Annotated in this window: 24 protein-coding genes and 1 other RNA gene; 18 read left to right on the top strand and 7 right to left on the bottom strand. The window is 56.9% G+C overall.

From position 1 onward, the window contains the following. Nucleotides 1-82 precede the first annotated feature (82 nt). Both rpiA and serA read left to right on the top strand, forming a co-directional pair. Entirely contained in the window at nt 83-742 is a 660-nt protein-coding gene (gene rpiA, locus IB212_RS18905) for a ribose-5-phosphate isomerase RpiA (protein WP_003860091.1), read from the top strand. 266 nt (nt 743-1008) lie between these two features. Further along, complete coding sequence (gene serA / locus IB212_RS18900; protein WP_041908347.1) at nt 1009-2241, top strand: phosphoglycerate dehydrogenase; 1233 nt, start codon at nt 1009-1011, stop codon at nt 2239-2241. A 96-nt stretch (nt 2242-2337) separates the two neighbouring features. Here serA and IB212_RS18895 read toward each other — a convergent pair whose 3' ends face one another. The 3 genes from IB212_RS18895 to zapA form a co-directional block, all read right to left on the bottom strand. Next, nucleotides 2338-2934, bottom strand: a complete 597-nt coding sequence (locus IB212_RS18895; RefSeq protein ID WP_041908348.1) for a 5-formyltetrahydrofolate cyclo-ligase — start codon at nt 2932-2934, stop codon at nt 2338-2340. Between the two features lie 24 nt (nt 2935-2958). After that, a non-coding RNA gene (gene ssrS / locus IB212_RS18890) (6S RNA) lies at nt 2959-3142 on the bottom strand. A gap of 41 nt (nt 3143-3183) precedes the next feature. After that, the gene (gene zapA, locus IB212_RS18885) at nt 3184-3513 is read right to left on the bottom strand and encodes a cell division protein ZapA (protein WP_006811891.1); all 330 of its coding nucleotides are present in this window, start codon (nt 3511-3513) and stop codon (nt 3184-3186) included. Between the two features lie 167 nt (nt 3514-3680). Here zapA and IB212_RS18880 point away from each other — a divergent pair, with 167 nt between their 5' ends. From IB212_RS18880 to IB212_RS18845, 8 genes are all read left to right on the top strand, one after another. Beyond that, nucleotides 3681-4259 (top strand): YecA family protein, encoded by a 579-nt coding sequence (locus IB212_RS18880; RefSeq protein WP_028014333.1) that lies wholly within the window; start codon nt 3681-3683, stop codon nt 4257-4259. A 31-nt stretch (nt 4260-4290) separates the two neighbouring features. Then, entirely contained in the window at nt 4291-5604 is a 1314-nt protein-coding gene (pepP, locus tag IB212_RS18875) for a Xaa-Pro aminopeptidase (RefSeq protein ID WP_155963379.1), read from the top strand. Next, the gene (gene ubiH / locus IB212_RS18870; RefSeq protein WP_041908350.1) at nt 5601-6779 is read left to right on the top strand and encodes a 2-octaprenyl-6-methoxyphenyl hydroxylase; all 1179 of its coding nucleotides are present in this window, start codon (nt 5601-5603) and stop codon (nt 6777-6779) included. The genes pepP and ubiH overlap by 4 nt, the downstream gene beginning before the upstream one ends. 12 nt (nt 6780-6791) lie before the next feature. After that, on the top strand, nt 6792-7994 hold the full coding sequence (gene ubiI / locus IB212_RS18865) for an FAD-dependent 2-octaprenylphenol hydroxylase (protein WP_041908351.1): 1203 nt from the start codon (nt 6792-6794) through the stop codon (nt 7992-7994). 397 nt (nt 7995-8391) lie between these two features. Further along, on the top strand, nt 8392-9486 hold the full coding sequence (gene gcvT / locus IB212_RS18860; RefSeq protein ID WP_041908352.1) for a glycine cleavage system aminomethyltransferase GcvT: 1095 nt from the start codon (nt 8392-8394) through the stop codon (nt 9484-9486). A 23-nt stretch (nt 9487-9509) separates the two neighbouring features. Then, a complete protein-coding gene (gcvH, locus tag IB212_RS18855; RefSeq protein ID WP_008499718.1) occupies nt 9510-9899 on the top strand; it encodes a glycine cleavage system protein GcvH in 390 nt (129 codons plus the stop codon). Nucleotides 9900-10025: 126 nt separating this feature from the next. Further along, the gene (gene gcvP / locus IB212_RS18850; RefSeq protein WP_041908353.1) at nt 10026-12899 is read left to right on the top strand and encodes an aminomethyl-transferring glycine dehydrogenase; all 2874 of its coding nucleotides are present in this window, start codon (nt 10026-10028) and stop codon (nt 12897-12899) included. 68 nt (nt 12900-12967) lie between these two features. Beyond that, nucleotides 12968-13711, top strand: coding sequence for an SDR family oxidoreductase (locus IB212_RS18845; protein WP_028014327.1), 744 nt, complete (start codon nt 12968-12970; stop codon nt 13709-13711). A gap of 51 nt (nt 13712-13762) precedes the next feature. On the opposite strand, the gene bglA is transcribed toward IB212_RS18845, so the two are convergent. Together bglA and IB212_RS18835 are read right to left on the bottom strand one after the other, a co-directional pair. Then, nucleotides 13763-15196, bottom strand: a complete 1434-nt coding sequence (gene bglA, locus IB212_RS18840; RefSeq protein WP_028014326.1) for a 6-phospho-beta-glucosidase BglA — start codon at nt 15194-15196, stop codon at nt 13763-13765. A 116-nt stretch (nt 15197-15312) separates the two neighbouring features. Next, entirely contained in the window at nt 15313-16044 is a 732-nt protein-coding gene (locus tag IB212_RS18835; RefSeq protein WP_028014325.1) for a MurR/RpiR family transcriptional regulator, read from the bottom strand. A 265-nt stretch (nt 16045-16309) separates the two neighbouring features. Here IB212_RS18835 and trhA point away from each other — a divergent pair, with 265 nt between their 5' ends. Continuing rightward, entirely contained in the window at nt 16310-16969 is a 660-nt protein-coding gene (trhA, locus tag IB212_RS18830) for a PAQR family membrane homeostasis protein TrhA (protein ID WP_023331242.1), read from the top strand. Nucleotides 16970-17056: 87 nt separating this feature from the next. Here the strand turns inward: trhA and ygfZ are convergent, their stop codons facing one another. Then, nucleotides 17057-18037 (bottom strand): tRNA-modifying protein YgfZ, encoded by a 981-nt coding sequence (ygfZ, locus tag IB212_RS18825; RefSeq protein WP_041908354.1) that lies wholly within the window; start codon nt 18035-18037, stop codon nt 17057-17059. Nucleotides 18038-18331: 294 nt separating this feature from the next. Between ygfZ and sdhE the strand changes: the two genes are divergently transcribed. After that, nucleotides 18332-18598 carry an FAD assembly factor SdhE gene (sdhE, locus tag IB212_RS18820; RefSeq protein ID WP_010435322.1) on the top strand — a complete coding sequence of 89 codons (267 nt, stop codon included), beginning with the start codon at nt 18332-18334 and terminating at the stop codon, nt 18596-18598. Further along, nucleotides 18579-18989 (top strand): protein YgfX, encoded by a 411-nt coding sequence (locus tag IB212_RS18815; RefSeq protein WP_028014322.1) that lies wholly within the window; start codon nt 18579-18581, stop codon nt 18987-18989. The genes sdhE and IB212_RS18815 overlap by 20 nt, the downstream gene beginning before the upstream one ends. Before the next feature lie 6 nt (nt 18990-18995). Here IB212_RS18815 and fldB read toward each other — a convergent pair whose 3' ends face one another. After that, entirely contained in the window at nt 18996-19517 is a 522-nt protein-coding gene (gene fldB / locus IB212_RS18810) for a flavodoxin FldB (protein WP_041908355.1), read from the bottom strand. A 101-nt stretch (nt 19518-19618) separates the two neighbouring features. Between fldB and xerD the strand changes: the two genes are divergently transcribed. The 5 genes from xerD to lysS all read left to right on the top strand — a co-directional run bounded on the left by xerD (nt 19619) and on the right by lysS (nt 25712). Then, nucleotides 19619-20515 carry a site-specific tyrosine recombinase XerD gene (gene xerD, locus IB212_RS18805; protein WP_028014320.1) on the top strand — a complete coding sequence of 299 codons (897 nt, stop codon included), beginning with the start codon at nt 19619-19621 and terminating at the stop codon, nt 20513-20515. A gap of 28 nt (nt 20516-20543) precedes the next feature. Continuing rightward, entirely contained in the window at nt 20544-21257 is a 714-nt protein-coding gene (gene dsbC / locus IB212_RS18800) for a bifunctional protein-disulfide isomerase/oxidoreductase DsbC (RefSeq protein WP_028014319.1), read from the top strand. A 5-nt stretch (nt 21258-21262) separates the two neighbouring features. After that, nucleotides 21263-22996: a single-stranded-DNA-specific exonuclease RecJ gene (gene recJ, locus IB212_RS18795; protein ID WP_041908356.1), complete on the top strand. Its 1734-nt coding sequence runs from the start codon at nt 21263-21265 to the stop codon at nt 22994-22996. A gap of 90 nt (nt 22997-23086) precedes the next feature. Further along, nucleotides 23087-24185, top strand: a protein-coding gene (prfB, locus tag IB212_RS18790) for a peptide chain release factor 2 (protein WP_100170824.1) whose coding sequence is annotated in 2 segments (ribosomal slippage) — nt 23087-23161 and nt 23163-24185 — 1098 coding nt in all. Because the reading frame shifts where the segments join, the coding sequence is not laid out codon by codon here. Between the two features lie 9 nt (nt 24186-24194). Next, nucleotides 24195-25712 carry a lysine--tRNA ligase gene (gene lysS / locus IB212_RS18785; RefSeq protein ID WP_014885130.1) on the top strand — a complete coding sequence of 506 codons (1518 nt, stop codon included), beginning with the start codon at nt 24195-24197 and terminating at the stop codon, nt 25710-25712. Nucleotides 25713-25742: the final 30 nt, after the last annotated feature.

The raw sequence follows: 25742 nt of genomic DNA, 5'->3' as shown, positions 1-25742 counted from the left end.
AATTTTCCCTTCCTGGCAGACGAAATCCATTCGACGTGTTCTATAATGCGCCCTGAGTTTTCACACCACAGGCAAAACGATCATGACGCAGGATGAACTGAAAAAAGCAGTAGGATGGGCCGCTCTCCAGTACGTACAGCCAGGGACCATTGTCGGTGTTGGTACGGGGTCAACGGCGGCGCACTTTATCGATGCACTGGGCACGATGAAGGGGCAGATCGAGGGCGCGGTTTCCAGCTCCGATGCGTCCACGGAAAAGCTGAAAAGCCTCGGCATTACCGTTTTCGATCTCAACGAAGTGGATCGTCTGGGCATTTACGTTGATGGCGCGGATGAAATCAACGGCCATATGCAGATGATCAAAGGCGGCGGCGCGGCGCTGACCCGTGAAAAGATCATCGCCTCCGTGGCGGACAAGTTCATCTGCATCGCGGATGCCTCCAAGCAGGTCGACATTCTGGGTAATTTCCCGCTGCCGGTTGAAGTGATCCCGATGGCGCGCAGTGCGGTTGCCCGTCAGCTGGTGAAGCTGGGCGGCCGTCCGGAATACCGTCAGGGCGTGGTCACCGACAACGGTAACGTCATCCTCGATGTTCACGGTCTGGAGATTCTCGACGCGATTGCGCTGGAAAACGCCATCAACGGCATTCCAGGCGTCGTCACCGTAGGATTATTTGCCAACCGCGGCGCGGATGTGGCGCTGATCGGTACGGCTGACGGTGTGAAAACCATCGTAAAATGATCTGACGGGGGGAGTGCTCCCCCCGCTAAAAAATTTTTGAAAAGCTAAATTTGGTGACTTGTGTCACGCTTTTCCGCCTCTTTTGCCGATCCTGCCACGTTTGTAAATTTCCTCAGCATTTTACTCTGTCATTTTGCCCTGTATGACTTTTCTTCAGAGTGCCGACGCAAACGTTCATATTGCTGCAATAGTTTTTTTTGATATGTTGGCTACAGCGGATTTCAATCCAGCACAACATCAGTTCAGATAAAAACAGGGTCGGGGAAATGGCAAAGGTATCACTGGAGAAAGACAAGATTAAATTCCTGCTGGTCGAGGGCGTGCATCAGAAAGCGCTTGATAGCCTTCGTGCGGCGGGTTACACCAACATCGAATTTCACAAAGGCGCGCTGGACACGGAAGAGCTGAAAGCCGCCATCCGTGATGCCCACTTCATTGGCCTGCGATCCCGTACCCACCTGACTGAAGACGTGATTGCCGCGGCAGAAAAGCTGGTTGCTATTGGCTGTTTCTGCATCGGCACCAACCAGGTCGACCTAAACGCTGCCGCAAAACGCGGTATCCCGGTCTTTAACGCCCCGTTCTCTAACACCCGTTCCGTGGCGGAGCTGGTGATTGGCGAGCTGCTGCTGCTGCTGCGCGGTATCCCGGAAGCTAACGCCAAAGCGCACCGCGGCGTGTGGAACAAACTGGCCGCGGGCTCATACGAAGCCCGTGGTAAAAAACTGGGTATCATCGGCTACGGCCACATCGGTACCCAACTGGGGATCCTGGCGGAATCGCTGGGGATGCACGTCTACTTCTACGATATCGAAAGCAAGCTGCCGCTGGGTAACGCGACGCAGGTACAGCATCTTTCTGACCTGCTGAACATGAGCGACGTGGTCAGCCTGCACGTGCCGGAAAACGCCTCCACCAAAAATATGATGGGCGCGGAAGAGCTGGCGCTGATGAAGCCGGGATCTCTGCTGATCAACGCCGCGCGTGGTACGGTGGTCGATATCCCTGCGCTGTGCGATGCGCTGAAGCGTAAGCATCTGGCGGGGGCGGCCATCGACGTGTTCCCGACGGAACCGGCCACCAACAGCGATCCGTTTAACTCTCCGCTGTGCGAATTCGACAACGTGATCCTGACGCCGCACATCGGCGGTTCTACTCAGGAAGCGCAGGAGAATATTGGTCTGGAAGTGGCGGGTAAGCTGAGCAAATATTCCGACAACGGTTCAACGCTTTCTGCGGTGAACTTCCCGGAAGTGTCTCTGCCGCTGCACGGCGGTCGTCGTCTGCTGCACATCCACGAAAACCGTCCTGGCGTGCTGACCGCCATCAACCAGATTTTTGCCGAGCAGAGCGTTAACATTGCCGCCCAGTATCTGCAAACCAACTCGCAGATGGGTTATGTGGTTATCGATATTGAAGCCGATGAAGATGTTGCTGAGAAAGCGCTGCAGAGCATGAAGGCCATACCGGGAACGATTCGCGCGCGCCTGTTGTACTGATAGTGCGGTCTGTGGTGTCGGGTGGCGGCTACGCCTTACCCGACCTACGTTGAGCTTTTGTAGGCCGGGTAAGCGTAAGCGCCACCCGGCTTTATGCTACCAAAGCCACGTTTTACCTGGCGTTACCACCGCCGGCAGCGGCACATCCCATTTCTCCACCGGCAACGCCTCCACGCACTGACAATCATGCGCGTAGCCTACCGGCTGCAGCCTGTACTGCTGCCAGTTTTGCAGCGTTCGGTCATAGAACCCCCCGCCCATGCCTAAGCGCTGTCCCTGCTCATCAAACGCCACCAGCGGCGTAATCAGCACGTCCAGCTCGGACAGCGGGAGTACGTCGCGCACGTCGAGTTTCGGCTCGGTGATTTTCAGACGATTCACCACCAGCTCGCTGTGCGGATGGTAGTGCAGAAACAGCAGATTGCCCCGGCTGAACGGATGCAGTACCGGCAGGTAAACTTTTTTCCCGGCGCGCCAGAGCTGGTCGATAAGCGGCTGGGTGTCCAGTTCGCCGTCAAACGAGAGAAAGAGCGCGACGGTATTTGCCATCACCACGGGCGGATAGGCCATCATGCGGGCGGCGGCCTGCTGCGCAAAGTGTGCCTGTTGTTCGACGCTTAAGGCGCGACGACGCTGGCGAATGAGCTGACGGATGTCCTGGCGTGAAGCAGAAACTTCAGGGAATTGAGTCATGGTAGTCGGTAGAAGAAGAGAGAGGGAATCTCCGAGATGCCGCCGCAGGCTGTAACCCTTGAACCCTTGGTTCAAGGTGAATGTGTCGTCATAGTTTTAAGGCTTCTCGGACGAACCGAGCATGCTCACCAACCATGGAGCGCCACATTCTTGTGGTATGAAATATCGGCTCAGGGGACTGGCCCGCTTGCAAACATCTCAGAGAAATTTTGTCTTCACAGTTACTCTACCATAGTCAACTGCGAAGTGTTATTCAAACTTTGGTCCCGGTCTTTCGGGATTGCGACCTTGATCAAGCAACGCCTGTTCAATGGTCTGCTGGAGCATTTTAATGCGCTGCTCCATGCTAGCCGCGTAATCGCGGGTCTTCGCTTTTTCCTGAGTCAGTTCATAGCTGATGTTCAACGCGGCGATGAAAACCAGCTGCTCAGTATTTGTGACTCTAGTGCGTTCTTTTAGATCTTGCAACCGCTGATTCAAATCGTCCGCAGCCTGATTCAAAGCATCCCTTTGTTCAGGTGGACAATTCACTCGCAGTGAACGGCCAAAAATCTGGAGATCGACGGGTTGTGCAGACATGCCACCTTCCTGCTGATTGACTGCGCTGCCTTCGCTTACTGCCCCGGGGGCTGCGAAGGGGCGACACTATAGCTACCCTGATGTGAAGATACAAGCCCTTTTCTGGTATCACCAGGGTCCAAAGTGGTAGCATATCATGAATATCCTCCCTTTGATGACGAATGCGTATGTCTATACAGAACGAAATGCCTGGTTACAAAGATTTAAACCAGTTACTGAACCAGCAGGGAGTCGGTCTTACCCCTGCCGAAATGCACGGTCTGATCAGCGGCATACTGTGCGGCGGAAACAGCGACAGCTCATGGCAGCCGCTGATCCACGACCTCACCAACGAAGGGCTGGCGTTTGGCCACGAACTGGCGGAAGCGCTGCGAAAAATGCACGCGGCAACCAGCGATTCGCTGGAAGACGATGGCTTCCTTTTTCAGCTTTATCTGCCTGAAGGCGACGATGTCAGCGTCTTCGATCGCGCCGATGCGCTCGCGGGGTGGGTAAACCACTATCTGCTTGGCCTGGGCGTTACCCAGCCTAAGCTTGATAAAGTCACCGGCGAAGCGGGTGAAGCGATTGACGATCTGCGCAACATCGCCCAGCTTGGCTACGATGAAGAGGAAGATCAGGAGGAGCTGGAAATGTCTCTCGAAGAGATCATCGAGTACGTGCGCGTGGCGGCGCTGCTGTGCCACGACAACTTTACGCGCTCGCAGCCGACCGCGCCGGAAGTTCGCAAGCCAACCTTACATTAAGAAAAATAACGCACAGGAGGGTGTCATGGTTATCTCGCAACAAGAGTATTTGCGCCGTCGTCAGGCGCTGCTGGCAAACATGCAGCCGGGAAGCGCGGCGCTGATTTTTGCCGCGCCGGAAGTGACGCGCAGCGCCGACAGCGAATACCCCTATCGCCAGAGCAGCGATTTCTGGTACTTCACCGGCTTCAACGAGCCGGAAGCGGTGCTGGTGCTGATTAAGAGCAATGACACCCACAACCACAGCGTGATTTTCAACCGCGTACGAGACTTAACCGCTGAGATCTGGTTTGGCCGCCGCTTAGGGCAAGAGGCCGCCCCGGAAAAGCTGGGCGTTGACCGCGCGCTGGCGTTTAGCGAAATCAACCAGCAGCTCTATCAGCTGCTTAATGGCCTCGACGTGCTCTACCACGCGCAGGGCGAATACGCCTACGCCGATGAGATTGTTTTCAACGCGCTGGAAAAACTGCGTAAAGGCTCGCGGCAGAACCTGTCCGCGCCCGCCACCCTCACGGACTGGCGTCCGGTGGTGCACGAGATGCGTCTGTTCAAATCTGAAGAAGAGCTGAACGTGCTGCGCCGTGCGGGCGAAATCAGCGCCCTGGCGCACACCCGCGCGATGGAAAAATGCCGCCCCGGAATGTTCGAATACCAGCTGGAAGGCGAAATTCACCACGAATTTAACCGCCACGGCGCGCGTTATCCCTCCTACAACACCATCGTTGGCGGCGGGGAAAACGGCTGCATTCTGCACTATACCGAAAACGAAAGCGCGCTGCGCGACGGCGATCTGGTGCTGATTGACGCCGGTTGCGAATATCAGGGCTACGCGGGCGACATCACGCGTACCTTCCCGGTGAACGGCAAGTTTTCGCCAGCGCAGCGGGCGATTTATGACATCGTTCTCGAATCTCTCGAGACGGCGCTGACGCTGTATCGCCCGGGCACCTCCATTCAGGAGGTGACCGGTGAGGTGGTGCGTATCATGATTACCGGGCTGGTTAAGCTTGGGATCCTCAAAGGGGATGTCGACACCCTGATTACCGAGAATGCTCACCGCCCGTACTTTATGCACGGCCTGAGCCACTGGCTGGGGCTGGACGTGCACGACGTGGGCGCGTACGGCCCTGAACGTTCGCGCGTGCTTGAACCGGGCATGGTGCTGACCGTCGAGCCGGGCCTGTACATCGCGCCGGATGCCGACGTGCCAGAGGAATACCGCGGAATTGGCATTCGTATTGAAGACGACATCGTCATCACCGAAAGCGGCAACGAAAACCTGACCGCGAGCGTGGTGAAAAAAGCGGACGATATCGAGGCGCTGATGGCAGCGGCGCGCGTATGAGCGTGATTATCGTTGGCGGCGGCATGACCGGCGCCACGCTGGCGTTAGCCATCTCGCATTTGACGAAGGGGCAGCTTCCGGTGCATCTGGTTGAAGCCGTCGCGCCGCAGGCGAAGAATCACCCTGGGTTTGATTCCCGCGCCATTGCTCTGGCGCAGGGCACCTGCCAGCAGCTATCCCGCATTGGCATCTGGCAGGCCATCGCCGACTGCGCTACCGCCATTAATACCGTGCACGTGAGCGATCGCGGTCATGCCGGGTTTGTGACGCTGGATGCCCATGATTACCGTATTGACGCGCTGGGTCAGGTCGTTGAACTGCACGATATTGGCCTGCGCCTGTTCCGCCTGTTGCAGGACGCGCCGGGCGTCACGCTGCACTGCCCGGCACGCGTTGCCAGCTTCACCCGCAGTGAAGACGCGGTCAGCGTAACGCTGGACAATGGCACCGTGCTTGACGGACAGCTTCTGGTGGCGGCTGACGGGTCGCGCTCGGCGCTCGGCACCCAGTGCGGCGTAGAGTGGCGGCAGCAGCCTTACGGGCAGGTCGCGGTCATCGCGAACGTCTCGACCGCAGCAGAACACAACGGCCGGGCGTTTGAGCGCTTCACCCAGCACGGCCCGCTGGCGATGCTGCCGATGACGGGCGGGCGCTGCTCGCTGGTCTGGTGCCACCCTCAGGAAAAGGCCGAAGAGGTTAAATCCTGGTCCGACGAACGTTTTTGTACCGAGCTGCAGAAAGCCTTTGGCTGGCGGCTGGGGCGTATTACCCATGCCGGGAAACGTGCGGTCTATCCACTGTCGTTAACCACGGCATCACAGTCTGTTTCTCACCGCGTGGCGCTGGTCGGCAACGCGGCGCAAACCCTCCACCCCATCGCCGGTCAGGGCTTTAACCTTGGCCTGCGGGATGTGATGAGCCTGGCCGAAACGCTTTCGCAGGCGTGGAGCGAACAAAAAGACTGTGGCGCTTACCCGGTGCTAAGCCATTACCAGACGCGACGTCAGGCCGATAAAGAGGCGACAATTGGCGTCACTGATGGTTTAGTCCATCTCTTTGCCAATCGCTGGGCGCCGCTGGTTGTTGGTCGCAACCTCGGGCTGATGGCGATGGAACTGTTCATTCCGGCACGTGACGTGCTGGCGCAGCGGACCCTGGGTTGGGTCGCGCGTTAAGGAGTTATCACTGTGCAAAATGTTGATGTTGCCATCGTTGGCGGCGGAATGGTTGGACTGGCGCTGGCCTGTGGATTACAGGGCAGCGGCCTGCGCGTGGCCGTGCTGGAGCAAAAGCAGCCCCAGCCTGTCGCATCAGATGCCCCGCCGGAACTCCGCGTGTCGGCGATTAACGCGGCCAGCGAAAAGCTTTTGACGCGTCTCGGCGTCTGGTCAGATATCGTCGCCCAGCGCGCCAGCTGCTATCACGGCATGGAAGTGTGGGACAAAGACAGCTTTGGCCATATTGCCTTTGATGATGAAAGCATGGGCTATAGCCATCTGGGGCATATCATAGAGAATGCGGTGATCCACCACGCGCTGTGGCAGAAAGCAGAGCAGTGCAGCGACGTGACGCTGGTTGCGCCTGCGCAGATCCAGCAGGTGGCATGGGGCGAAAACGAGGCGTTTATCACCCTGCAAAGCGGCGACATGCTGACCGCGCGTCTGGTGGTCGGTGCCGACGGCGCTAACTCCTGGCTGCGCAACAAGGCTGATATCCCGCTAACGTACTGGGATTACCGCCATCATGCGATGGTGGCAACGATCCGTACTGAAGAGCCGCACGGCGGCGTTGCGCGGCAGATTTTCCACAACGACGGCATACTGGCGTTCCTGCCGCTTGCCGATCCGCACCTGTGCTCGATTGTCTGGTCCCTGGTACCGGATAAAGCGCAGCAGATGCAGGATGCGACGCCGGAGGCCTTTAACCAGGCGCTGTGCGTGGCGTTTGATAATCGCCTTGGCCTGTGCACGCTTGAAAGCGAGCGGCTGGTTTTCCCGTTAACCGGCCGCTACGCGCGTCAGTTTGCCGCGCACCGCCTGGCGCTGGTGGGGGATGCGGCCCATACCATTCATCCGCTGGCCGGGCAGGGCGTTAACCTCGGCTTTATGGACGCGGCGGAACTGGTGGAAGAACTGCGTCGCCTGCACCGTGAAGGTAAAGATATCGGCCAGCATCTGTATCTGCGTCGCTACGAGCGCAGCCGCAAGCACAGTGCGGCGGTGATGCTGGCAGGAATGCAGGGCTTCCGCGAGCTGTTTGCCGGGGCAAATCCGGCGAAAAAACTGCTGCGCGATATCGGCCTCAAGCTGGCCGACACCCTTCCCGGCGTCAAACCTCAACTTCTTCGTCAGGCAATGGGTCTTAACGATCTTCCCGACTGGTTACGCTAACCTCGATCCCCGTCACACTTTATTTTCCCGGCCTCTGCGTCGGGGAAATCCCCTCGTTTGAAATATTCTAATTCCACGCCATTTTTCGCATTAGTTATTCTCATGTCGTGATTTTCACGTGACGGAAATTCGGCCCGTTTTTCCGCACGAAATATCACCTTGTGCTAAATCCTGTTAGATCATTGTTAATTTTGTGCGGGGTTAATCGCATTTTTCCAGTGAATAACTCTGTAGGCTTTTCAGCGTTTTTTGGTCATAAGCTAATGTGATGACCCGTTTTACCTTATGGTTAACCGCCGGTTTCGGTGGTAAGTTCAGGTAAAAGAGAACGTTTGCGTCGGCATTCGGGAACGAGGCCGATACCGGGTTTCACGGTGAATTTTTCAACGAGGACAAGATGGCTCAACAGACTCCTTTGTACGAACAACACGTGTTATGCGGCGCCCGCATGGTGGACTTCCATGGCTGGATGATGCCGCTGCACTACGGCTCGCAGATAGATGAGCACCACGCGGTGCGCACCGATGCCGGTATGTTCGACGTGTCCCACATGACGATTGTCGATCTGCGCGGTAGCCGCACCCGGGAGTTTTTGCGTTATCTGCTGGCAAACGACGTCGCCAAACTGAAGACGCCGGGTAAAGCGCTCTATACCGGCATGCTGAATGCCTCGGGCGGCGTGATTGACGACCTTATCGTCTACTACTTCACTGAAGATTTCTTCCGCCTCGTTGTAAACTCCGCCACCCGCGAAAAAGACCTCTCCTGGATCACCCAACACGCCGAACCTTATGCCGTCGACATCACCGTCCGTGACGATCTGTCGCTGATCGCCGTGCAGGGACCAAACGCGCAGGCAAAAGCCGTCTCTCTCTTTAACGACGAGCAGCGCACCGCCACCGAAGGCATGAAGCCGTTCTTCGGCGTGCAGGCGGGGGATCTGTTTATCGCCACCACCGGCTACACCGGTGAAGCGGGCTACGAAATTGCGATGCCGAACGAGAAAGCTGCCGATTTCTGGCGTGCCCTGGTAGAGGCGGGCGTGAAGCCTGCGGGTCTGGGCGCGCGCGATACGCTGCGTCTGGAAGCGGGCATGAACCTCTACGGTCAGGAAATGGATGAAGGCGTCTCTCCGCTGGCGGCCAACATGGGCTGGACCATCGCGTGGGAACCGGCTGACCGTGACTTTATTGGCCGTGAAGCGCTGGAGATGCAGCGCGAGAAGGGCACCGAACAGCTGGTGGGACTGGTGATGAAGGAAAAAGGCGTGCTGCGCGGCGAGCTGCCGGTGCGCTTTACCGATGCTGACGGCAATCATCGCGAAGGCGTGATCACCAGCGGTACCTTCTCCCCGACGCTGGGCTACAGTATTGCACTGGCTCGCGTGCCGGCAGGCATTGGCGAAACGGCGGTAGTGCAAATCCGCAACCGCGAAATGCCGGTCCACGTGACCAAACCGATTTTTGTTCGCGCCGGTAAGCCGGTCGCCTAATCATTTTTATCAGGAGAACTTCAATGAGCAATGTGCCAGCAGAACTGAAATACAGCAAAGAACACGAGTGGCTGCGCAAAGAGGCGGACGGCACTTACACCGTCGGGATCACCGAGCACGCGCAGGAGCTGCTGGGCGACATGGTGTTTGTTGACCTGCCTGACGTGGGCACGACTGTTAGCGCGGGCGACGACTGCGCCGTGGCGGAGTCCGTAAAAGCGGCGTCTGACATCTACGCACCGGTAAGCGGCGAGATTGTTGCGGTCAACGATGCGCTGAGCGATTCGCCAGAGCTGGTCAACAGCGAGCCTTATGAAGGCGGCTGGATCTTCAAGATCAAAGCCAGCGACGAATCGCAAGTTGCCGCGCTGCTGGATGCAACCGCGTACGAAGCACTGTTAGAAGACGAGTAAGCCATTATCCCTCTCCCCTTTGGGGAGAGGGTAGGGTGAGGGGAACAGACGACACCCTCACCCCAGCCCTCTCCCTAAGGGAGAGGGAGAAAACACATTCACTGCACGTATCAGGAACCATCGCTCATGACACAGACTTTAAGCCAGCTTGAAAACCGTGGCGCCTTCATTGAACGTCACATTGGGCCGGATGCTCAGCAACAGCAGGAGATGCTGAAGACGGTTGGCGCGGATTCATTAGACGCACTGATCGGCCAGATTGTGCCAAAAGACATCCAGCTTGCCACGCCGCCTCAGGTAGGGGAAGCCACCACGGAGTTCGCCGCGCTGGCGGAGCTGAAGGCTATTGCAGGCCTCAACAAGCGCTATAAGTCTTACATTGGCATGGGCTACACCAACGTGCAGTTACCGCCGGTTATCCTGCGCAACATGCTGGAAAACCCGGGCTGGTACACCGCTTACACCCCTTATCAGCCAGAAGTCTCCCAGGGGCGTCTGGAAGCGCTGCTGAACTTCCAGCAGGTGACGCTGGATCTGACCGGTATGGATATCGCTTCCGCCTCTCTGCTGGATGAAGCGACCGCCGCTGCCGAAGCGATGGCGATGGCAAAACGCGTGAGCAAGCTGAAAAATGCTAACCGCTTCTTCGTGGCGGCGGACGTGCATCCGCAGACGCTGGACGTGGTGCGCACCCGTGCAGAAACCTTCGGCTTTGAGGTGATCGTCGACGACGCCGACAAAGTGCTGGATCACCAGGACGTCTTCGGCGTGCTGCTGCAGCAGGTGGGTACCACCGGCGAAGTTCACGACTACGGCGCGCTGATTGCCGAGCTGAAATCCCGCAAAGTGGTTGTCAGCGTTGCCGCCGATTTTATGGCGCTGGTGCTGCTGACGGCGCCGGGCAAACAGGGCGCGGATATTGTATTCGGCTCCGCGCAGCGCTTCGGCGTGCCGATGGGCTACGGCGGCCCGCACGCGGCGTTCTTCGGCGCGAAAGATGAATTCAAACGCTCCATGCCAGGCCGTATCATTGGCGTGTCAAAAGATGCTGCCGGTAATACCGCGTTGCGCATGGCGATGCAGACCCGCGAGCAGCATATCCGCCGCGAGAAAGCTAACTCCAACATCTGTACTTCCCAGGTACTGCTGGCAAACATCGCCAGCCTGTATGCGGTATTCCACGGTCCGGCTGGCCTGAAGCGCATTGCCAGCCGCATTCACCGCCTGGCCGATATTCTGGCCTGCGGCCTGCAGCAGAAGGGCCTCAAGCTGCGCCACGCGCACTACTTCGACACCCTGTGCGTGGAAGTGGCAGACAAAGCCGCCGTGCTGGCGCGCGCGAATGCAGCAGAAATCAACCTGCGCAGCGACATCCACAACGCGGTCGGCATTACGCTGGATGAAAGCACCACTCGCGACGATATCCTGAATCTGTTCAGCGTGTTGCTGGGCGATGCTCACGGTCTGGACGTTGATACGCTCGACAAAGAGGTCGCGCTCGACAGCCGCTCCATTCAGGAAAGCATGCTGCGCAATGACGCGATCCTGACTCACCCGGTGTTCAATCGCTATCACAGCGAAACCGAGATGATGCGCTATATGCACTCTCTGGAGCGCAAGGATCTGGCGCTGAACCAGGCGATGATCCCGCTGGGCTCCTGCACCATGAAGCTGAACGCCGCGGCAGAGATGATCCCGATTACCTGGCCTGAATTCTCCGAACTGCACCCGTTCTGCCCGCCAGAACAGGCGGAAGGCTATCACATGATGATCAACCAGCTTTCAGACTGGCTGGTGAAGCTGACCGGTTATGACGCGCTCTGCATGCAGCCGAACTCCGGCGCGCAGGGTGAATACGCGGGCCTGCTGGCGATCCGTCACTATCACGAAAGCCGTAACGAAGGCCACCGCGATATCTGCCTGATCCCAAGCTCCGCCCACGGCACCAACCCGGCCTCAGCCCAGATGGCGGGCATGGAAGTGGTGGTGGTCGCGTGCGATAAGAACGGCAACATCGATTTGGCCGACCTGCGTGCGAAAGCCGAGCAGGCGGGCGACAAGCTCTCCTGCATTATGGTGACCTACCCGTCCACCCACGGCGTGTACGAAGAGACCATCCGTGAAGTGTGCGAAGTGGTGCACCAGTTTGGCGGTCAGGTATACCTCGACGGCGCGAACATGAACGCTCAGGTGGGCATTACCTCTCCGGGCTTTATCGGCGCGGACGTGTCGCACCTGAACCTGCATAAAACCTTCTGCATTCCGCACGGCGGTGGCGGCCCGGGCATGGGACCAATCGGCGTGAAAGCGCACCTGGCGCCGTTTGTGCCGGGGCACAGCGTGGTGCAGATTGAAGGCATGCTGACCCGTCAGGGCGCGGTCTCTGCGGCCCCGTTCGGCAGCGCATCAATTCTGCCAATCAGCTGGATGTACATCCGCATGATGGGCGCGGAAGGGCTGAAGCAGGCGAGCCAGGTGGCTATTCTGAACGCCAACTACATTGCGACTCGCCTGAAGTCCGCCTTCCCGGTGCTCTATACAGGCCGCGACGGTCGCGTGGCGCACGAGTGCATTCTGGATATTCGTCCGCTGAAAGAGCAGACCGGCATCAGCGAGCTGGATATCGCCAAGCGTCTGATCGACTACGGCTTCCACGCGCCAACCATGTCGTTCCCGGTTGCGGGGACGCTGATGGTGGAGCCGACCGAGTCTGAAAGCAAAGCCGAGCTGGACCGCTTTATCGACGCGATGTTGGCCATCCGCATGGAGATCGACCGCGTGCAGGACGGCGAATGGACGCTGGAAGATAACCCGCTGGTCAACGCCCCGCATACCCAGCACGAGATGGTGGCAGAGTGGAACCACGGTTACTCCCGCGAGCTGGCCGTCTTCCCGGCAGGCGTGGCAAACAAATACTGGCCGACCGTGAAGCGTCTTGATGACGTTTACGGCGACCGTAATCTGTTCTGCTCCTGCGTGCCGATGAGCGAATACCAGTAATTATTTGCCATACTGTAGGCCGGGTAAGCGTAAGCGCCACCCGGCTTTTTTTTATCTGGAGGTTGTGAATGGCAATTGCACTGGTCACCGGCGCGAGTCGGGGCATTGGGAAAGCCACCGCGCTGCAGCTGGCACGTGAAGGCTACACCGTGGCGGTGAACTATCACCACAACATTAAAGCCGCGACGGACGTTATCAATCAGATCGTTGAGGCCGGCGGTAAAGCGTTTGCCGTGCGTGCGGACATCAGCGATGAAGCTCAGGTGCTGGCGATGTTTGACAGCATCGATCGTGAAGGTGAGCCGCTTCGCGCGCTGGTCAATAATGCAGGCATTCTGTTTGAGCAATCCACCATTGAGAATCTGTCCGCAGAGCGCATTAACCGCGTGCTGGCGACCAACGTCACGGGCTACTTTCTCTGCTGTCGTGAAGCGGTGAAACGCATGTCCATCAAGCATGGCGGCAAGGGCGGGGCGATTGTGAATGTCTCTTCCGCCGCGTCTCGTCTGGGCGCGCCGGGTGAATATGTCGATTACGCTGCTTCTAAAGGCGCGGTAGATTCGCTGACAACCGGGCTATCGCTGGAGGTGGCGGCGCAGGGCATTCGCGTGAACTGCGTGCGGCCTGGGCTGATTTATACCGATATCCATGCTTCCGGCGGAGAGCCGGGGCGAGTGGATCGCGTGAAATCGTTACTGCCGATGCAGCGCGGCGGCCAGCCGGAAGAGGTGGCGCAGGCGATTGTCTGGTTGCTGAGCGAGAAGGCGTCTTACGTGACGGGCAGTTTTATCGAGCTGGCTGGCGGGAAGTAAACCCCTCATCCTAACCCTCTCCCCAAAGGGGAGAGGGAACGACGCCCGGCGTTAAAGTTTCTCGCCGTTGCTGGCAATCACGCCTTTATACCACTCGAAGCTCTTCTTACGGGAGCGCGACATGTCGCCCGTGCCGTCGTCGTGCTTGTTGACGTAGATAAAGCCGTAGCGCTTGCTGTACTGACCAGTAGTGAACGACACGCAGTCGATGCAGCCCCACGGCGTATAGCCCATCAGATCCACGCCATCGTGCGTGACGGCTTTGATCATCTCTTCCACGTGGGCACGCAGATAGTCGATGCGATAGTCATCGTTGATGCTGCCGTCTTCTTCCACCTTATCGTAGGCGCCGAAGCCGTTTTCAACGATAAACAGCGGCTTCTGGTAACGCTCGTAAAGTTCGCACAGGGAATAACGCAGGCCCACCGGGTCAATCTGCCAGCCCCAGTCGGACGCCTTCACGTGCGGGTTCGGCACGCTGCCTTCGAAGCCGGAAATGGCGTCACCTGTGCCGCCTTCCGCCTTCACCGCATTGGTCATGTAGTAGCTGAAGCCTAAGTAGTCGCAGGTACCTTCACGCAGGATCTGCTCGTCGCCCGCCTCCATTTTGATGGAAAAGCCGCGGCGCTCCCACTCGTTCAGCACGTAGGACGGGTAGTAACCACGCAGCTGGACGTCGGTAAAGACATAGCGCTCGCGCATGGATTCCTGGGCGAACATCACGTCTTCCGGCTTGCAGGAGAACGGATAGAGCGCCACCATCGCCAGCATGCAGCCGACTTTCATCTCCGGGTTGATGCGGCGCGCGGCTTTCACCGCCAGGGCGCTGGCCACAAACTGGTGGTGCAGCACCTGGTACATGGTCTCTTCCGGGTTGTCATGTTCGGTGTAGACCACGCCCGAGCAGCAGTAGCCGAACAGCGGGGCGCGCCAGTTGCGCTGGTTGTTGATTTCGTTGAAGGTCATCCAGTATTTGACCTTGTGCTTGTAGCGCTCAAACACCACTTCCGCGAAGCGCACAAAGAAATCGACCACTTTGCGGTTGGTCCAGCTACCATACTCCTGCACCAGGTGCAGCGGCATTTCGAAGTGGGAGAGGGTGATCACCGGTTCGATGTTGTACTTCAGCAGCTCATCGAACATGTCGTCGTAAAACTTCAGCCCTTCTTCGTTTGGCTGCGTTTCGTCACCTTTCGGGAAGATGCGCGTCCAGGCGATAGAGGTACGGAAACACTTGAAGCCCATCTCGGCAAATAGCTTGATGTCTTCTTTATAGTGGCCGTGGAAGTCGATGGCTTCGTGGTTTGGGTAGTATTTACCCGGCACCACCTCCTGCGTGATTTCGCGCGGCACGCCGTGTGCGCCGCCGGTCAGCACGTCGCAAATGCTTGGCCCTTTGCCGCCTTTGTTCCAGCCGCCTTCAACCTGATGAGCGGCAACCGCGCCGCCCCATAAAAAATCTTTCGGTAAGGTTATTTTTTTCATCGCTGCTATTCTCAATAAATGGCTTATTGGCATTGAGTCTAGCAAAGCGAAATTGAATGTCACGATATAACAATTTGCGAAAATTGTGATTTGTCACATCGAAAAAACAGGGTGTTTTATTCCGTCAGTTTTTTCGCCAGCTTGCGTCCGAGAGATTCCAGAATATAAATGACGGGAATTTGCGTGGTGATATCATAGACGCCGCCAATTCGCGTCTGGGGAACGTGCCAGGAGAGATTAAAGTCCGCCAGTTTTGCCAGGCGCGAGTGCTCGTGGCTGGTGATAGAGAGCACCTTGCAGTGATGCAGGCTGAACTGGCTGGCGAAGCGCAGGATCTCCTCGGTTTCGCCCGAGACGGAGAGCACAATCGCCAGCGCATTTTTCGCCATATCATTGGTAACCGGGAAATAAGGGTCATCAATATGATTACTGAATTTACCAATATTTGAAAAGAAGCGTGCGCCATATTTGGCCAAAGAGCCTGACGTGCCCGCCCCGACAAATATAATTCGCTCGGAAGACAAAATGATATTTACCGCGTCATTTAATAGCGCGTCGAACTCTTCATTATTCACGCTTTTAAAGAAGCTGATAATTTCGCTGGCGCCGAAATTCGCCTGCTGGGGCTCGTTCTGCTCAAGATAGAGCTTAAAGCGCACGCGAAATTCAGAATACCCTTCGCAGTTGAGCTTGCGGCAAAAGCGCAGGATAGTGGTGGTTGAGACGCCGGCCGCATCCGCCAGCTCGCGGATGGTCATGTACATCACTTTGTCCCGGTTTTTGATGACATAGTTGTAGACCATCATTTCCAGGTTATTGAGACTGGCAATGGCGGAGTGGGTGAACATACTCACAGTGGCAAAACTCTCATTCAGACCTCATTTATCCATCATATCATGCAGCCAGACGGCAGGAGCCAATTTTATGCCATTGATTAGTAACGCTTAAATTTTTATGTGAACAAATGTCAGGTGAATTTTTCGTTTATGTTTTTGATTTTAATTATAAAAATTTACTTTAAAATTATTTTAGCTAACAGGTGTTCACTGGAATCATTCTCAGTTAGCATAGTCATGCGATGAATAATCATCTTTAGTTTTCCCGGAGTTTAGTATGGCGAGCAGACCATTAATCGCACAGGGATATTCGCTGGCTGAGGAAGTAGCCAACAGCATCAGCCACGGCATTGGCCTGGTGTTTGGGATTGTCGGTTTAGTGTTATTGCTGGTACAGGCGGTGGATACCAATGCCAGCGCGATGGCCATTACCAGCTATAGCCTGTATGGCGGAAGTATGATCCTGCTGTTCCTGGCCTCGACGCTCTATCACGCGATTCCGCATCAGCGGGCCAAAATATGGCTTAAGAAATTTGACCACTGCGCTATCTATCTGCTGATTGCGGGTACCTATACGCCTTTCCTGCTGGTGGGGCTAAACTCACCGCTGTCGCGCGGCCTGATGATTGTTATCTGGAGCCTGGCGCTGCTGGGGATCCTGTTTAAGCTGACCATTGCGCACCGGTTTAAAGTGTTGTCGCTGGTCACCTATCTGACGATGGGCTGGCTGTCGCTGATTGTGGTGTATCAGCTGGCGATTAAGCTGGCGGTCGGCGGCGTCACGCTGCTGGCGGTGGGCGGTGTGGTCTACTCGCTGGGCGTTATTTTCTACGTCTGCAAGCGCATCCCATACAACCATGCCATCTGGCACGGCTTTGTGCTGGGCGGCAGCGTGTGCCACTTTTTGGCGATTTATTTGTACGTGGGGCAGGTTTAGTTTGTTGTCGGGTGGCGGCTTCGCCTTACCCGACCTGGATTTGCACCCGTAGGCCCGGTAAGCGCAGCGCCACCGGGCGATAGAGCATCACTCTTCCAGTGAATACGGTAGCGGCTCAATACTCAACGTATTCGCGTCGTCGCGCACGCGGAACACGCTGTCCGCTTCCATGTCGTTGTTCATTACAGCCTGTACCAAAAGACGGCCATCGTCCAGCTGGACTGCGGCTAACACGGTACCGGTGCGGCGCCAGTTGTCGCCCATCTTCAGTTCTAAGTCTTCTCCTGCTTCCGGTACGCGGCTGGCATGGCCTGCCAGTGTCCACAACGCGCGTTTGTTTGCCCCTCGGAATTTTGCACGCGCGACCATTTCCTGACCGGTGTAGCAGCCTTTTTTAAAGCTGATGCCCCCCAGCGCCTGCAGGTTAGTTGCCTGAGGAATAAACTGCGCGCTGTTGGCTGCGTCAATTACAGGCAGACCCGCTTCGATGTTCAGCGCCAGCCACTGCTGGCTGTTGTTGAGCTGAGCTTCGCCGCGCAGCGCCTCGGTCACGCGTTCGGCTGTTGCGGCATCCGTGACTAACAGGAAGCGCTCTGCCGGGTGTTCAAACCACAGGATGGAAGTTGCGCCCTCGCGGACCACCTGTTTTTCTGCATCCGGCAGCTCAGCAAACAGGTTTTTCAGCGCCGCACGCGCCTGGAAGCCCGCCACGCCCAGCAGAACATGTTCATCGTCCGGGGCGATGGTGACTTTGGAAAAGACCGCGTATTTTTTCAGTTCTTTGAGCTGCGCATCGCGCAGGCTGCGGCGCTCAATAAAGGCAAAACCGTCCTGACGGCGGAAGAGACGCAGGTTGCTCCACATTTTGCCCTTAGGATCGCAGTGCGCGGCCAGCAGATGCTGGTGTTCAGTCAACTGCGCAACATCCGCAGTCACCTGACCCTGCAAGTATTTTTCGGCGTCGGCGCCGGAGAGGGTTGCCAGCGCCCAGTCATCAAGAGAAATAAGCGTCAGCGGCAGACGCGCAGAGGCGGCGGGCTGGCGAGGAGAAAATGGTGTAAAGGCCATAACGGTATCCTGAATTGCTTAACGCTTTGATAATGCCTAATGGTAAAAGAGCCTGCAGGCATTGCAAGCGCTTTCAGCAGACCATTTGTGCCATAAACGGGTTATGCGTAGCGCTACGCAAAATAGTGTAATCCGCTGTCTATGTAGGGATTATTCTGGAAGCCTGCTCGTCAAACGCAATATTCCAGTAATGAAACGGTCAAAAACACGTTACACTAGCTGGTGTCCCCGTAGAGAAATTAAGAACAGAAAACGGGGTACCGACTGTGCCAAACGTAATGCAGGAAACTGAACATGGATATTAACAACAAGGCCCGTATTCACTGGGCATGCCGACGCGGAATGCGTGAACTTGATATTTCCATCATGCCTTTCTTCGAATATGAGTACGACAGCTTAAGCGATGATGATAAGCGTCTGTTTGTTCGCCTGCTTGAGTCTGACGATCCGGATTTATTCAACTGGCTGATGAACCACGGCAAACCCGCCGACACCGAGTTGCAACGGATGGTGCAATTAATTCAAACACGGAATCGGGAACGTGGTCCTGTGGCAATCTGATCTTCGCGTCTCGTGGCGCTCGCAGTGGATGTCTTTATTGCTCCACGGGCTGGTTGCGGCCATCGTTTTACTCATGCCGTGGCCGCTCAGCTATACGCCGCTGTGGCTGCTATTACTTTCGTTTGTTGTTTTTGACAGCGTACGCAGCCAGCGTCGCATTAACGCGCGTCAGGGCGAGATCAAGCTGCTGATGGATTCCCGCCTGCGCTGGCAGGGAAAAGAGTGGGATATTCTCGGTGTGCCCTGGATGCTTAACGCCGGGATGATGCTACGGTTACGCAAAGTGGGGGGCGGACGTTGCCAGCACCTGTGGCTGGCGGCGGACAGTATGGACGCATCAGAATGGCGGGATCTGCGCCGGATGTTGCTGCAACAGCCGACGCAGGAGTAACGCGCGTTAGCTGAATTTTTCTGCCATTTCGCCGAGGATCTGCTCGCACCAGGCCTGCAGGCGCTCGTCGCTGAGATCGTACTGATTGGTTTCATCCAGCGCGAGCCCGACAAACAGCTCACCGTCGGCAATAATCGGCTTTTTACTGGTGAATTCATACCCTTCGGTTGGCCAGTAGCCGATAAACGCCGCCCCTTTTGGTGCCAGCTTATCGTGCAGCATGCCGAGTGCGTCCAGGAACCATTCGCCGTAGCCTAACTGGTCACCCATGCCGTACATCGCAATAATTTTACCGTCGAAATTGACTGAATCGAGCTGATCCCAGATGGCTTCCCAGTCTTCCTGTATCTCACCAAAGTCCCAGGTTGGGATGCCCAGAATCAGCACATCGTACTGCTCCATCAAGGCGACCGAGTCATCTTTCAGGTTATGCAACGTCACCAGTTCCGGGCCAATGATGTCGCGAATTTTCTCCGCCGCCATTTCGGTGTAGCAGGTGCTGGAACCATAGAACAGACCAATATTCATCGCGTAACTATCTCAATTCTTGCTATGACTTTGCGCGTAGTGTACCAGAAACCGGTCGCAATCAGGCATAATGGCCTGACTGCAAAATCAAAGGGGCTGATGTGGAAAAGGATCTCGCACTCGTTGAACAGTTTCTCGACGCGCTGTGGCTGGAGAAAAATCTGGCCGAGAATACCCTCAGTGCCTACCGGCGCGATCTCACCATGCTGGTGGAGTGGCTGGCGCGTCGGGAGCTATCGCTTGCGAGCGCGCAAAGCGACGACCTGCAGGCGCTGCTCGCTGAACGCGTAGAAGGGGGGTACAAAGCCACCAGCTCTGCACGCTTGCTCAGCGCAATGCGTCGGCTTTTCCAGCATCTTTATCGGGAGAAGATTCGCGAAGACGATCCCAGCGCGCTGCTGGCGTCCCCGAAACTCCCGCAGCGGCTGCCGAAAGATCTCAGCGAAGCACAAGTTGAGAGATTATTACAGTCACCGGCTGTTGACCTGCCGCTGGAGTTACGCGATAAAGCCATGCTTGAGCTATTGTATGCTACCGGCTTGCGCGTTTCGGAACTGGTTGGCTTGACGATGAGCGACATCAGCCTGCGTCAGGGCGTGGTGCGCGTCATCGGTAAAGGAAACAAGGAAAGGCTGGTTCCGCTGGGAGAAGAGGCGGTTTACTGGCTGGAGACGTATCTTGAGCATGGCCGCCCCTGGCTGCTCAATGGCGCGTCTATCGACGTCCTGTTTCCGAGCCAGCGCGCGCAGCAGATGACGCGACAAACGTTCTGGCATCGCATCAAGCATTACGCCACACTGGCGGGTATCGACAGTGAAAAGCTTTCGCCGCACGTATTGCGTCACGCCTTCGCGACGCATCTGTTAAACCACGGCGCAGATTTACGCGTGGTGCAGATGCTGCTGGGACACAGCGATCTTTCAACGACGCAAATTTACACCCATGTCGCGACGGAACGCCTGCGGCAGCTACACCAACAGCACCACCCTCGTGCGTGAGTGCCGACAAATTGTAACAGGATCAATTATGAAAAAGTCTTTCGTGCTGTTCACCCTGCTGGCAGCCTCATTTACCGGCTTCGCCCATGCGGATGACGCCGCCATCAAACAGTCTCTGGCTAAGCTTGGCGTCACCAGCAGCGACATCCAGCCTGCGCCGGTTGCCGGTATGAAAACCGTACTGACCAACAGCGGCGTGCTGTACGTCACCGAAGACGGCAAACACTTTATTCAGGGACCGCTGTACGACGTGAGCGGCGCGCAGCCGGTGAACGTCACCAACCAGCTGCTGATGAAAAACCTGAACGCGCTCGAAAAAGAGATGATCGTCTATAAAGCGGCGCAGGAAAAACATGTGATTACCGTCTTCACCGACATCACCTGTGGCTACTGCCACAAGCTGCATGAACAGATGAAAGACTATAACGCGCTGGGCATTACCGTGCGTTACCTGGCCTTCCCGCGCGCAGGCGTACAGAGCAAGCCAGAGCAGGACATGAAAGCGATCTGGTGTGCCAAAGACCGCAACAAAGCGTTTGATGACGCGATGAACGGTAAAGACGTTAAGCCTGCCTCCTGCGACATCGACATTGCTAACCACTACGCGCTGGGCGTGCAGTTTGGCGTGAGCGGTACGCCAGCGATTGTCCTGAGTAACGGCTATGTTGTTCCGGGCTATCAGGGACCGAAAGAGATGAAAGAGTTCCTCGACGCGCACCAGAAACAGTTTGGTGGTAAATAATTCGCGTGAAAGCCCCCATCAAATTGCGCCGCCGCGAGGCGGTTGAACACGTTGATTTACCGGACGATCTCCCGCCGCTGCTAAAGCGCCTCTACGCCAGCCGCGGCGTGCGTCGCGCAGAGGATCTTGAGCGCAGCGTGAAAGGGATGCTGCCCTGGCAGCAGCTGAACGGTATCGAGAAAGCTACCGAAATGCTCTACAACGCGCTTCGTGAGGGAACGCGCATTGTGGTGGTAGGGGATTTCGACGCCGACGGCGCAACCAGCACCGCCCTGAGCGTACTCAGCCTGCGCGCGCTGGGCTGCGATAATGTCACCTATCTGGTGCCGAACCGCTTTGAAGACGGCTATGGCCTCAGCCCGGAGGTGGTCGATCAGGCCCATGCCCGCGGTGCGCAGATGATCATGACCGTCGACAACGGGATCTCCTCCCATGCGGGCGTCGATCATGCTCACGCTTTGGGGATCCCGGTGCTGGTCACCGATCATCACCTGCCCGGCGATACGCTCCCCGCAGCAGAAGCGATTATTAACCCCAACCTGCGCGACTGCGATTTCCCGTCGAAATCCCTCGCCGGCGTGGGCGTGGCGTTTTATCTGATGCTGGCGTTGCGTACTCTCTTACGCGATAAGGGCTGGTTCGAATCCCGCGGCATTGCCGTTCCAAACCTGGCCGAATACCTCGACCTGGTGGCGCTGGGCACCGTGGCGGACGTGGTACCTCTTGATGCCAATAACCGCATTTTGACCTGGCAGGGCTTAAGCCGTATTCGCGCGGGCAAGTGCCGTCCCGGAATTAAGGCGCTGCTGGAGATTGCCAACCGCGATCCGCTTAAGCTGGCGGCAAGCGACCTGGGCTTTGCGCTCGGGCCGCGTCTGAACGCTGCCGGAAGGCTGGACGATATGTCCGTCGGCGTGGCGCTGCTGCTGTGCGACAACATCGGTGAAGCGCGCGTGCTGGCCAACGAGCTGGACGCCCTGAACCAGACCCGTAAAGAGATTGAGCAGGGGATGCAGGCCGAAGCGCTAACCCTGTGCGAAAAACTTGAGCGCAGCGGCGATACGCTGCCGGGCGGGCTGGCAATGTACCACCCCGAGTGGCATCAGGGCGTGGTCGGCATTCTGGCGTCGCGCATTAAAGAGCGCTTCCACCGCCCGGTGATCGCGTTTGCGCCTGCGGGTGACGGCACGCTGAAAGGCTCTGGCCGTTCGATTCAGGGGCTGCACATGCGCGATGCGCTGGAGCGTCTGGATACGCTTTACCCGGGTCTGATGATCAAGTTCGGCGGCCACGCGATGGCGGCAGGCTTGTCGCTGGAAGAGGCAAAGTTCGACGAGTTCCAGCGCCTGTTTGGCGAGCTGGTCACCGAGTGGATTGACCCGGCGCTGCTGCAGGGCGAAGTGGTCTCTGACGGTGAGCTGTCTGTCTCCGAAATGACGATGGAGGTCGCGCAGATGCTGCGCGATGCCGGTCCATGGGGGCAAATGTTCCCGGAACCGCTGTTCGACGGGCGATTCCGCCTGCTGCAGCAGCGTATCGTTGGCGAACGTCACCTGAAAGTGATGGTTGAACCGGTGGGCGGCGGACCGCTGCTGGACGGCATCGCCTTCAACGTTGACACCTCCATCTGGCCGGACAACGGCGTGCGCGAGGTCGAGCTGGCGTACAAACTGGATATCAACGAGTTTCGCGGTAACCGCACCCTTCAGATCATCATCGACAATATCTGGCCAATTTAGCGGCAGTAATCTCTATAAAAAAGGGCGTGGATTCGGTACAATCCCGCTCTTATCACCGCATTTTGACAAGTCCATAAAAGAAAACAGACCATGTTTGAAATTAATCCGGTAAAAAACCGTATTCAGGACCTCACGGAGCGCTCTGACGTTCTTAGGGGGTATCTTTGACTACGATGCCAAGAAAGAGCGTCTTGAAGAAGTAAACGCCGAGCTGGAACAGCCGGACGTCTGGAACGAACCTGAACGCGCACAGGCGCTGGGTAAAGAGCGTTCCTCTCTCGAAGCTATCGTAGATACGTTGGATCAAATGGCTCAGGGGCTGGAAGATGTTTCCGGTTTGCTGGAGCTGGCCGTCGAAGCCGACGACGAAGAAACCTTTAACGAAGCCGTGGCAGAACTCGACGGGCTGGAAGAGAAGCTGGCACAGCTGGAATTCCGTCGCATGTTCTCCGGCGAATACGACAGCGCTGACTGCTATCTCGATATTCAGGCAGGTTCTGGCGGTACCGAAGCGCAGGACTGGGCCAGCATGCTGACGCGTATGTATCTGCGTTGGGCGGAAGCGCGCGGCTTCAAAACCGAAATTATCGAAGAGTCTGAAGGTGAAGTGGCCGGTATTAAATCCGTCACTATCAAGATCATTGGCGACTACGCCTACGGCTGGCTGCGTACCGAAACCGGCGTTCACCGCCTGGTGCGTAAGAGCCCGTTTGACTCCGGTGGTCGTCGTCATACCTCCTTCAGCTCCGCGTTTGTTTACCCGGAAGTTGACGAAGATATCGATATCGAAATTAACCCGGCGGACCTGCGTATTGACGTTTACCGCGCGTCCGGTGCGGGTGGTCAGCACGTTAACCGTACAGAATCTGCGGTGCGTATTACCCACATTCCAACCGGGCTGGTAACACAGTGCCAGAACGACCGTTCCCAGCATAAGAACAAAGACCAGGCCATGAAGCAGATGAAAGCGAAGCTTTATGAGCTGGAGATGCAGAAGAAAAATGCTGAGAAACAGGCGATGGAAGACAACAAGTCCGACATCGGTTGGGGCAGCCAGATCCGTTCTTACGTCCTTGATGACTCCCGCATCAAAGACCTGCGTACCGGGGTTGAAACCCGCAACACGCAGGCGGTGCTGGACGGCAGCCTGGACCAATTTATCGAAGCAAGTTTGAAAGCAGGGTTATGAGGAACCAACATGTCTGAACAACAAGCACAGGGCGCTGACGCGGTAGTCGATCTTAACAACGAACTGAAAACCCGCCGCGAGAAGCTGGCAGCGCTGCGCGAGCAGGGCGTGCCGTTCCCGAACGATTTTCGTCGTGACCACACCTCAGACCAACTGCACGCTGACTTCGACGGTAAAGAGAACGAAGAGCTGGAAGCGCTGAACATCGAAGTGGCCGTTGCAGGCCGTATGATGACCCGCCGTATCATGGGTAAAGCCTCCTTCGTGACCTTGCAGGACGTCGGCGGCCGTATTCAGCTGTACGTTTCCCGTGACGACCTGCCGGAAGGCATCTACAACGAGCAGTTCAAAAAGTGGGACCTGGGCGATATCCTGGGTGCGAAAGGTAAACTGTTTAAAACCAAAACCGGTGAACTGTCTATCCACTGCACCGAGCTGCGCCTGCTGACCAAAGCCCTGCGCCCGCTGCCGGACAAGTTCCACGGCCTGCAGGATCAGGAAGCGCGCTATCGTCAGCGTTACCTGGATCTCATCTCTAACGATGAATCCCGCAAGACCTTCAAAATTCGCTCCCAGATCATGGCCGGTATTCGCCAGTTCATGGTCAACCGCGACTTTATGGAAGTGGAAACCCCTATGATGCAGGTGATCCCTGGCGGCGCGTCTGCGCGTCCGTTCATCACCCATCACAACGCCCTGGACCTGGACATGTACCTGCGTATCGCGCCGGAACTGTACCTGAAGCGTCTGGTGGTCGGTGGTTTCGACCGCGTGTTCGAAATCAACCGTAACTTCCGTAACGAAGGTATCTCCGTTCGCCATAACCCAGAGTTCACCATGATGGAACTCTATATGGCGTACGCGGACTACAAAGATCTGATCGAGCTGACCGAATCCCTGTTCCGTACCCTGGCGCAGGATATTCTGGGCACCACGCAGGTCCCTTACGGTGAAGAAGTCTTCGACTTCGGCAAGCCGTTCGAAAAACTGACCATGCGCGAAGCGATCAAGAAATACCGTCCGGAAACCAACATGGCGGATCTGGATAACTTCGACTCTGCGAAGGCCATCGCTGAAAGCATCGGCATCAAGGTTGAGAAGAGCTGGGGTCTGGGCCGTATCGTGACCGAGATCTTCGAAGAAGTGGCAGAAGCGCACCTGATTCAGCCGACCTTCATCACCGAGTACCCGGCGGAAGTCTCTCCGCTGGCGCGTCGTAATGACGAGAACCCGGAAATCACCGACCGTTTCGAATTCTTCATCGGCGGCCGTGAAATCGGCAACGGCTTTAGCGAGCTGAACGATGCGGAAGACCAGGCGCAGCGTTTCCAGGATCAGGTTGACGCGAAAGCAGCAGGCGATGACGAAGCGATGTTCTTCGACGAAGACTATGTGACCGCGCTGGAGCACGGCCTGCCGCCAACCGCAGGTCTGGGTATTGGTATCGACCGTATGGTGATGCTGTTCACCAACAGCCACACTATTCGTGACGTGATCCTGTTCCCGGCAATGCGCCCGGTGAAATAAGGCGTTACGTTGCTAAAAAAGCCCCGAAAG

The organism is Enterobacter sp. E12, from assembly GCF_014596715.2.
Taxonomy (GTDB): domain Bacteria; phylum Pseudomonadota; class Gammaproteobacteria; order Enterobacterales; family Enterobacteriaceae; genus Enterobacter; species Enterobacter bugandensis.
This window is presented reverse-complemented; position numbering and strand designations above follow the sequence as displayed.